Origin of the sequence: Endozoicomonas arenosclerae (assembly GCF_001562015.1) — a bacterium.
In the GTDB taxonomy this organism is placed as follows: Bacteria; Pseudomonadota; Gammaproteobacteria; order Pseudomonadales; family Endozoicomonadaceae; genus Endozoicomonas_A; species Endozoicomonas_A arenosclerae.
The window spans coordinates 1-9014 of record NZ_LASA01000034.1; the positions used below are offsets into that span (position 1 = coordinate 1).

Genomic DNA, 9014 nt, shown 5'->3' on the forward strand with positions numbered 1-9014 from the left:
GGCAATGCCCATGCAAACGCACTGCGAAATCAACGTTTCAAATGTGCTTAAACGATGTTGATTAGCTCCAGGAGCCTGACCGAGAATAGTGCTCGAGCATAAAATTCAGTAGAACGAGGCTACAGCCTTGAGCGTTCTGGACAGCTTCGATGGATTTGTGCGAATAGTTGACCTATTTAAGCAAATTCATCGGAAAAATAGACCGTTCTTTCTGGATTTTAGGCCGGGCTCTCTATTCTTGGTCAGGCTCCTGACTAATCAACATCGTTTAAGCACATTTGAAACGTTGATTTCGCAGTGCGTTTGCATGGGCATTGCCCAGACGCATTGCTATGGAGACAAGCATGCAACTGAAAGGCAGCAAGGCCCGGATTCTGGTATCCGGTGCGTGGCTGTTGTTGGTATCAGTCGGAGCCAGTGCGAATAGTCTGACACTGTCCGAAGCCGAGCAAACGGCTCTGGCCGCTGATCCAATGATTCAAGCCTATGAAAAACAGTCCCTGAGCTATCAGGAGCAGGCCATAGCCGACGAGAGCTGGGCAGACCCAAAAGTGTCCATGGGGACCATGAACCTGCCGGGTAATGATCTGGACCCTGCCAATCAGGGAATGCTGGAGCTGAAAATCGAGCAGATGCTGCCCCGTGGTGACAGTAATCAGATCAAAAGAAACAAGACTGAGCTGATGGCTAAAGGCTCAGACTCGGCTGCACAGAATCGCAAACTGGAAGTACTCAGGGAAGTCAGGCTGGCCTGGCTGGATACCTGGTACTGGCAGCAATCACTGACAAAGCTGACCGAGAGTCGTTATCTGTTTGAAAGTCTGCGCAGTGTTTCTGAATCCATGTACCGTCAGGGCAAGAAAAGTCAGCAGGATCTGATCAGTGCTGAGCTGGGGTTGGCCAGACTGGATGATCGTATTCTGTCGTCTGAAAGCAGTTTGAATGAAAGCCGTGCAAAACTGAATCGCTGGCTGGGTGAAGCTTCTGTCATGGAACTTTCCAGTAAACTGCCTGATAAAAGCTCACAACCTCTGCCTTCTATAAAAGCCGTTAAAGCGCACCCCCTGGTTAATAGTGAAGAACTGGTAGTGCAACAGTCTGAACAGGATGTTGCCCTGGCCAAGGAAGCTTATAAGCCCCAGTGGGGCGCTGAAATCAAATACGGCCGATCCATGTCAGATATGAGCTCCAGCATGGGCTCGGACAGCCGAGATCAGTATTCCCTGATGCTAATGGTGGATATTCCGTTGTTTACTGGCAATCGTCAGGATCGTCAGCTGGCTGCCAGCCACTATCAGCGGGAAGCTGCCACTTTCAGAAAAAGTGAGTTGTTGCGAAACCTCCTGGGTGAAGCTCAGCAAGAGCATGCCCGTTTTAATGGGCTGCAGAAAAGACAGAAGCAGTACCAGAAAATCCTTTTGCCACAAGCCCGTCGCCAGGCCGAGTCCACCCTCAACGCTTATCAGAGTGATGCCAGTGACTTTGGCTCAGTCATGCAGTCCTACATCGAAGAATTGAACCTGCAAATTGATTACCTGAGGCTTCAGGCGGACACCCTGCAAAGCAAAGCCAAACTCGATTACCTGATGCCAGGGGAGACTGCACTATGAAAAACTGGATTTTGATGGCTTCAGTCTCTGTTGTGGCTTTTGCTGCCGGTATTGGAGTTAAAGGTTATATGGATAACGGCAGTGACGGCGTAACAGTTTCTACTGCCAAAGAGCCGTTGTATTGGGTAGCTCCAATGGACCCTAACTACAAACGGGATAAACCAGGGAAGTCGCCTATGGGGATGGATCTGGTGCCTGTTTATGAAGAAGAAAAGGCAGAGGACAAGCCAGGTACTATCTCCGTGTCTTCTGCTGTTGCTAACAGTCTTGGAGTGCGCTCCGAGCAAGTGATTGAACAGACTCTGCAATCCCGGATCAGTACAGTAGGTCTTGTGGGTTATGACGAGGACAGCCTGCGTCAGGTAAACAGCCGGGTAGAAGGCTGGATTAAAAACCTTCAAGTCTCTTCTCAGGGCGAATTTGTCTCCAAAGGCAGCAAGTTGTTTGATCTCTACTCCCCGGCATTGGTGAGTGCACAAGAAGAGCTGTTGTCAGCGGCTCGCTCTGGTAATCAGGGTTTTATCAAAGCTTCGAAAGATCGACTTCTGGCCCTCGGTGTATCCGATCAGGTTATTCGGCGCATTATCAGGAATAAAAACGTCGAGCAGACCCTGTCTTTTTATGCGCCAGAAGATGGTTACATCTCGCAGATGAACACCCGGGAAGGGGGATACGTGAATCCTTCCAAAACCATCCTTGAGCTGGCATCACTGGATGCTATCTGGGTGGTGGCCGATGTCTTCGAAAGTCAGTCGCAGCAGGTTAAAGCCGGACAGAAAGCTGCAATGTCTGTGGATTACATTCCCGGCAAAGAATGGCTGGGTACCGTTGACTATATCTACCCCGAGCTTGATCTCCAGACCCGCAGTCTGCGTGTACGACTTCGGTTTGATAACCCCGGCGGTGAACTCAAACCCAATATGTTTTCCAGGGTGAGTATTTTCCCGGAATCGTTTAAGGCTCTCAGTATTCCTGTGACAGCTGTACTGAGAATGGAATCTCACAATCGAGTGGTGAAAGACCTGGGAGAAGGCCGGTTTCGTTCAGCCCGAGTCGAGCTGGGGCGTGAAATCGGAAATCGTGTGGAAGTGTTGGAGGGTCTGAATTCGGGTGATCGGGTGGTGACTTCCGCTCAATTCCTGCTGGATTCAGAATCCAGTATTAATGCAGATCTCAGCCGCATTGAAGGGGCTCCGAAAGAAAGTGTCTGGATTGAAGGTACTTTCCAAGCTCAGAAAAGTGCTGGTGTCATCAACGTGGCCCATGGTCCGGTCAAGGAGTGGGGTTGGCCAGGAATGATTATGGACTTCAACCTGAGTCCGGATCTGGCGATGCCTGAACTGGCTCAGGGACAGGCAATCCGGTTTGAAACCGAGAAGCTTGAAGCAGGTGGCTATCAGGTTAATCAGATTGAGATCATTGAGGCTTCCGAAAGCAGTCAGCCTGAAAGTTCGGGAGGCATGGATCATAGCGGGCACGATATGTCTGGAATGAACATGGATCACTCCGGTCATGACATGTCGACTATGGAAAGGTCCGGGATGGGTATGAAAGACGAAAGTCGTGCAATGGATCACAGTCAGCACGAGATGCCTGCCATGGATCACAGCACAATGGACCATGGCGACATGGACCACAGCATGATGGGACACTGAGGAGCGCACCATGATCACTGCGATTATTCGCTGGTCACTGGGAAATCGCTTCCTGGTGTTACTGGCTGCATTGGCTCTGTTGTTTGCCGGTGTCTGGATTACCAAGAAAACCCCTGTGGATGCGTTGCCTGATCTCTCTGATGTTCAGGTGATTATCAAGACCGATTATCCCGGTCAGGCTCCCCAGGTTGTGGAAGATCAGGTGACCTATCCACTGACCACGGCCATGATGGCGGTACCCGGTGCAGTGGATGTCAGGGGCGCCTCCATGTTTGGTACTTCCTACGTCTATATCCTGTTTGAAGACGGCACGGATATGTATTGGGCTCGCTCCAGGGTGTTGGAGTACCTGAATCAGGTTCAATCCAGTTTGCCGGATTCTGCCAAAGCTTCACTTGGACCTGATGCGACGGGTGTCGGCTGGGTCTTCAATTATGCTCTGGTCGATCGAACCGGGAAGCATGATCTGGATCAGCTGACCAGCCTGCAGAACTGGTATCTGAAGTTTCAGCTGCAATCCGTATCAGGGGTCAGTGAGGTGGCTACAGTAGGCGGCATGGTTCGTCAGTATCAGGTGGTTGCTGACCCTGACAAACTGAGAGCCTATGGTATTTCTCTTCAGCAGCTCGGTCAGGCTCTGCGTGCAGGCAATAGTGAATCCGGCGCTTCCGCTATTGAGATGGCCGAGGCCGAATACATTGTTCGGATTAGTGGTTATATCGACTCGCTCGAAGATATAAGACAGCTACCCTTGAAAATCACTTCAGAAGGAACACCTTTGACGGTGGGCGATGTGGCCGATGTGCGCATGGGTCCACAGATGAGACGCGGCATTGCCGAGTTGAACGGAGAAGGGGAAGTGGTCGGCGGCATTATTGTCATGCGATATGGCGAAAATGCCCGAGAAGTTATTGAAGGGGTCAAAAGCAAGCTGGATGAACTGGCCAGCGGCCTGCCGGAAGGTGTGGAAGTCGTCACTACCTATGACCGCTCGACGCTTGTGGACGAGTCTATCAAGACTTTGAGCTCTACCCTGCTCATTCAGTTGCTGATTGTCATGGCAATCTGTGCCCTTTTTCTCCTGCATTTCCGGTCTTCACTGGTGATTGTGATCAGTCTGCCATTGGGCATTCTGGGGGCTTTTGTGATCATGTATCTGCAAGGGCTGAATGCCAACATTATGTCGCTGGGGGGGATTGCGGTCGCAATCGGTTCGATGGTGGATGGTTCCATCGTCATGATCGAAAACTTTCATAAACATCTGCATAAGGTGAAAGTGACAGCGGCTAACCGCTGGCAGGTTGTACGTCAGTCGTCTCTTGAAGTAGGGCCGCCGCTGTTCTTCTCGTTGTTAATTGAAGCGATCAGCTTTATGCCGGTTTTCAGTCTGCAGGCTCAGGAAGGGCGAATGTTTTCGCCACTGGCTTTCACCAAGTCCTATGCCATGGTGGTGGCTGCCGGACTGACCATAACTCTGGTGCCGGTTCTCATTGGCTACCTGATTCGCGGTAAAGTCATGTCCGAGGAGCGAAATCCGGTCAATAAAGGCTTGATGGCAGGTTACCGACCTCTGGTTCAGTTCGCTCTGAAATACCCAAAAGCTTTGATTGCCGGGGCCTGTATTCTCATGGTGGTGGGCATTTTACCCGCATCAAAACTGGGCAGTGAGTTTATGCCGCCTCTGGATGAAGGCGACCTGATGTACATGCCGACCACCTATGCCGGTATCTCAACGGGTAAGGCCAGGGAGTTGCTTCAGCAAACCGATCGATTGATCAAAACAGTGCCAGAAGTGGACACTGTGTTTGGCAAGGTGGGTCGTGCTGCAACGGCTACAGACCCGGCGCCCTTGACGATGATTGAAACCATTGTCCAGCTCAAACCAAGAAGTGAGTGGCGGGATGGAATGACGTCTGAGAAGCTAAAAGCTGAACTCGAGGAGAAGGTTAAGCTCCCTGGNGTCAGTAATGCCTGGGTGATGCCGATCAGAACCCGCATCGATATGCTCTCAACCGGTATTAAAACTCCAGTGGGTATTCAGGTGACCGGACCCGATCTGGACACAATAAAAGACATTGGTAAGAAGTTGGAGAAGTTGCTGAGCCCGATTGATGGAACGCTGTCTGTTTATGCTGAACGAGTGGCCGGTGGTCGCTACATCCGTGTCGATATTGATCGTATAAAAGCGGCACGTTATGGCTTGAGCGTCAAAGCTATCCAGTCAGTCACTTCTTCGGCCATTGGTGGCATGGATGTTACTCAGGCGGTTGAAGGTTTAGAACGTTATCCAGTTAATCTGCGATATCCACAGCATTACAGAAACTCGGTGGAAAAGCTGAAGGTTCTGCCTGTAGTGACTCCGTCCGGCCAGTCCATTGCCCTGGGTGACGTTGCCAATATCTATGTTGAAGAGGGTCCGGGAGCCATTCAGTCCGAGAACGCTCGACCTTCAGGGCGTGTGCTGGTGGATATAGCCGGGCGGGATCTTGGATCTTATGTTGAAGAAGCCAAAGAGCTTGTGACTCGGAATCTGGAACTGCCAGCAGGCTATGCCCTGGAGTGGGCTGGTCAGTATGAGTACATGGAAAGAGCCAGCGAGCGTCTGGGCGTTATTATTCCTGCAACTCTGTTGTTTATCACCGTAGTACTCTTCCTGACTTTCAGAAGTGCCTTTGAGGTAGTCACGATTCTCAGCACATTACCTTTTGCCCTGATAGGCGGCATCTGGCTGATGTATTTGCAGGGCTACAACCTGTCCGTGGCTGTAGGGGTTGGTTTTATTGCGCTTGCCGGTGTCACGGTAGGTAATGCCATTATGATGCTGGTTTATCTCAATCAATCTCTGGCTGAGTTGCGCCAGAGTGGCGCAGAGATATCCGCTCAGGCAGTAAAACAGGCTGTGCAAGATGGAGCCGTGCTAAGACTGAGACCCATCATGATGACGGTTAGCACGATTCTCTTTGGGCTGATTCCCGTCATGCTTAACGAAGGAACAGGCTCTGAGGTGATGCAGCGTATCGCCGGGCCCATGATTGGCGGCATTACCAGCTCTTTGGCGGTCACACTGGTACTGGTGCCTGCCATTTATTTTCTGTGGCATAGCCGGAAGAAGGCTTTGGCCACATCTATTCAATAAAAAGCAAAGTTTGAAATCCATTTAACAGGAGAGTGAAACCATGAAAAAGATAAAAGCGTTATTTCTGGGAGTCGCGGTACTGATGTCGTCCATGCTGGTCAGGGCTGAAGCACAGTTTCCAACCGTTATGCTTTATAAAACGCCTGCCTGCGGATGTTGTACTGAATGGGCAAAACACATGGAAGAAAATGGCTTTAACGTGATGCTGCATGATGTGCCCGGCACAGCCATGTATCGTGCCAAGGCCGGAATTCCAAAAGGAATGGAGTCCTGTCACACCGCTTTTATTGGTGATTATGCCTTTGAAGGCCATGTTCCGGCAGAAGACATTAAACGTCTGCTGACTGAAAAGCCTGAAGGTGTGAACGGTCTGACCGTACCGGGTATGCCTATGGGCTCTCCAGGTATGGAATACGGTGATCGCAAAGATCCTTACCAGGTCATCAGCTTCAGTGCTGACGGTAAGATGAGTGTGTTTGCTACTCACTGATCGTTGAAGCCTGAAGAAGCACTTTAAGCTTCTTCAGGCTGTTAGTCGGGGGGGGGGTTATCTCAGTCTTTGCTTATCGACCTTAGCCCTTTGTCTGCTGACTATGGCCCACATCAGTTGGTCGTAAGCTGTTGTAACCAACTCGTCTCCACGCTTTTCGACTTCAGTGAGTTTGGACAGGGCTTTACCGACGCCAGGCTTTCGGGTTGCTGGCTGGAAACTGGCAACATAGAAAGCATTGTCAGGAATGCGGCCAGCGGCAATACCTGTATTTCTCACAATCAAGGTTTTCAGTGTGGTGTCTCTGACATCCTGAAGCTCGTCGCTGGTCAGATGATCAGGATTGGTATCATCATCCATATTCTCAAACCAGAAGCGGTCACCATTCCTGAGGGCAAGGAACTGCTCCTTTATGATGGTATGGAAGACTGGCCCCACCAGAGAGTTACCTCTGGGAGTTTCAGCTAGACCTCCGACCCAAAGATCCACTTTGTTGATGTCATCGTTATAAGCCTCCTTAAGCTTGTTTTGGGTATTCAGGTCGTAGCTGATCTCTTCAATGAAATTCAGCTCACCCATATTCATCGCTTTTCTGACTTCATTGAAGCTACCCAGGCCATGGTCACGACCTCGGGCAATATTTCTTGCTGGCAGGTCACTGGCCCGATCATCAAACAGATGTTGTCTTATCGCGTCGACAATCTCGGTATCAATTCTCTGTTGACGACTGCTGGCCAGTCCCAGAATAACGGCGTCCACGCCACCATTGTTGGTGTTTGTCAGTTGCGATGAGTTAAAAAAGCTTCGCTCTACTGGTAAATTGCCAGCCGCAATGGTTTGTCCGGCAGAGTTAAGCCGTGGGATAACGGGCGCTACTGCACTGTGCCCAAAACGGTAGGCAGCTGTGGCGAAACTGTTATTGATATCAGGCTGAATGCTGCTGTTATAGGACTCGTAATCGGGGATAGCATTATCACCCAGCAGCGCAGGCAGGAAGTCATAAAGTGTGATCTTCTGGATATAGGCAGTCACTATTTTCCGGCTGTGCTGAAAGATGATTTCATCTCCCTCAGGGGTTGATCCATCGACCTCTGGATGATCCAGAGCATACACTTGAGCCAGACGGTTGTGCTCTCTCATTAAGAGTGTATGGATACACGTCAGAGCTGTGTTTTCTCCCGCTCTGATATCCCCGGCAACAAAGTTTCTGGCTTCGGTATCGTCCTGCGGTAACAGCGTTCTGACACCATCCATCAAACTGTTCACCCTCAATTCGCCATTTTCCCGACTTCTCAGGTCAGCAGCCGTTTTCTCGTCAGAGCCATAGACCATTGAGCCATCCAGCCAGCCAGTGATCAGGTTGATTTGCTCTCTGGGTGCACTGGCATCTTCACCGGTTCCAGTAAACGCAGCTGAACGCTTAATGGTCATGGTTTCAAAACTGGGTCCATCCGGATCACCAGGGTTGGAAATGGTCAGTGGTCCTTCTTCTGTTTCTTCGGTCAGGTCAAGATCATGGTCAATGAGCTGACCCCATGGCCAGAAGAGATTTGAAAGGCCCTTACGATCGGGGCTGTCTTTTTCCTGCTTGGATACGGCATTACTAATGCTGCGGGCATTAGGCCTATCAATGATCGGTAAGCCAATGCCATCTGCGTATGACGCGGGTAAACCAGGCAATCGGGCTAATGGAATGTGTGTTTTGCCATAATCTGGATGCTCCAGATTGTTTTGGCTCCCGTCGTAGGTTCTTATCCGACTATGATCGATTGCAATTAATGGAGTAGAGGTAGAAGTAGGTGGTTCAGCAGTGCTCTCGTGTTGTGTAGTAGATGAAGTTTCAGTGGTGCTCTGGGCATGTAATATGGGTGCAGATAATAAAATGCAGCCATAAAGCGATAATGAATATAAGGCAGCTTTTGAATGTTTCATAATACCAGGTAAATACTTAATTAACCTGCTTGAAAAGTAGAAGAGCTTGTTAATTCTTCAAGGTGTTTTTAATTAGGAATTAAAAATAAAGAGTCAGTCGTTTAATAATACATTTCTTCACATTTTCTTTTGTTTTCTAAATGTCCAGGTTGTTTGAAAACGATGTATGTTTTTGAAAATTTCTTATTATC

General features: G+C 49.8%; 5 protein-coding genes. 4 read left to right on the plus strand and 1 reads right to left on the minus strand.

What is annotated here, in order from left to right; all coding sequences use genetic code 11:
* The first annotated feature begins 344 nt into the window (after positions 1-344).
* From WG89_RS02435 to WG89_RS02450, 4 genes are all read left to right on the plus strand, one after another.
* Positions 345-1610, plus strand: coding sequence for a TolC family protein (locus tag WG89_RS02435; protein WP_062260776.1), 1266 nt, complete (start codon positions 345-347; stop codon positions 1608-1610).
* Positions 1607-3265, plus strand: coding sequence for an efflux RND transporter periplasmic adaptor subunit (locus WG89_RS02440; RefSeq protein ID WP_062260777.1), 1659 nt, complete (start codon positions 1607-1609; stop codon positions 3263-3265). Before WG89_RS02435 ends, WG89_RS02440 begins: the two co-directional genes overlap by 4 nt.
* Positions 3266-3275: 10 nt before the next feature.
* Positions 3276-6401, plus strand: coding sequence for an efflux RND transporter permease subunit (locus WG89_RS02445; protein WP_062260779.1), 3126 nt, complete (start codon positions 3276-3278; stop codon positions 6399-6401).
* Positions 6402-6441: 40 nt separating this feature from the next.
* Complete coding sequence (locus tag WG89_RS02450; protein WP_062260781.1) at positions 6442-6891, plus strand: DUF411 domain-containing protein; 450 nt, start codon at positions 6442-6444, stop codon at positions 6889-6891.
* Between the two features lie 57 nt (positions 6892-6948).
* Here WG89_RS02450 and WG89_RS02455 read toward each other — a convergent pair whose 3' ends face one another.
* Positions 6949-8823 (minus strand): peroxidase family protein, encoded by a 1875-nt coding sequence (locus WG89_RS02455; RefSeq protein WP_079253614.1) that lies wholly within the window; start codon positions 8821-8823, stop codon positions 6949-6951.
* Positions 8824-9014: the final 191 nt, after the last annotated feature.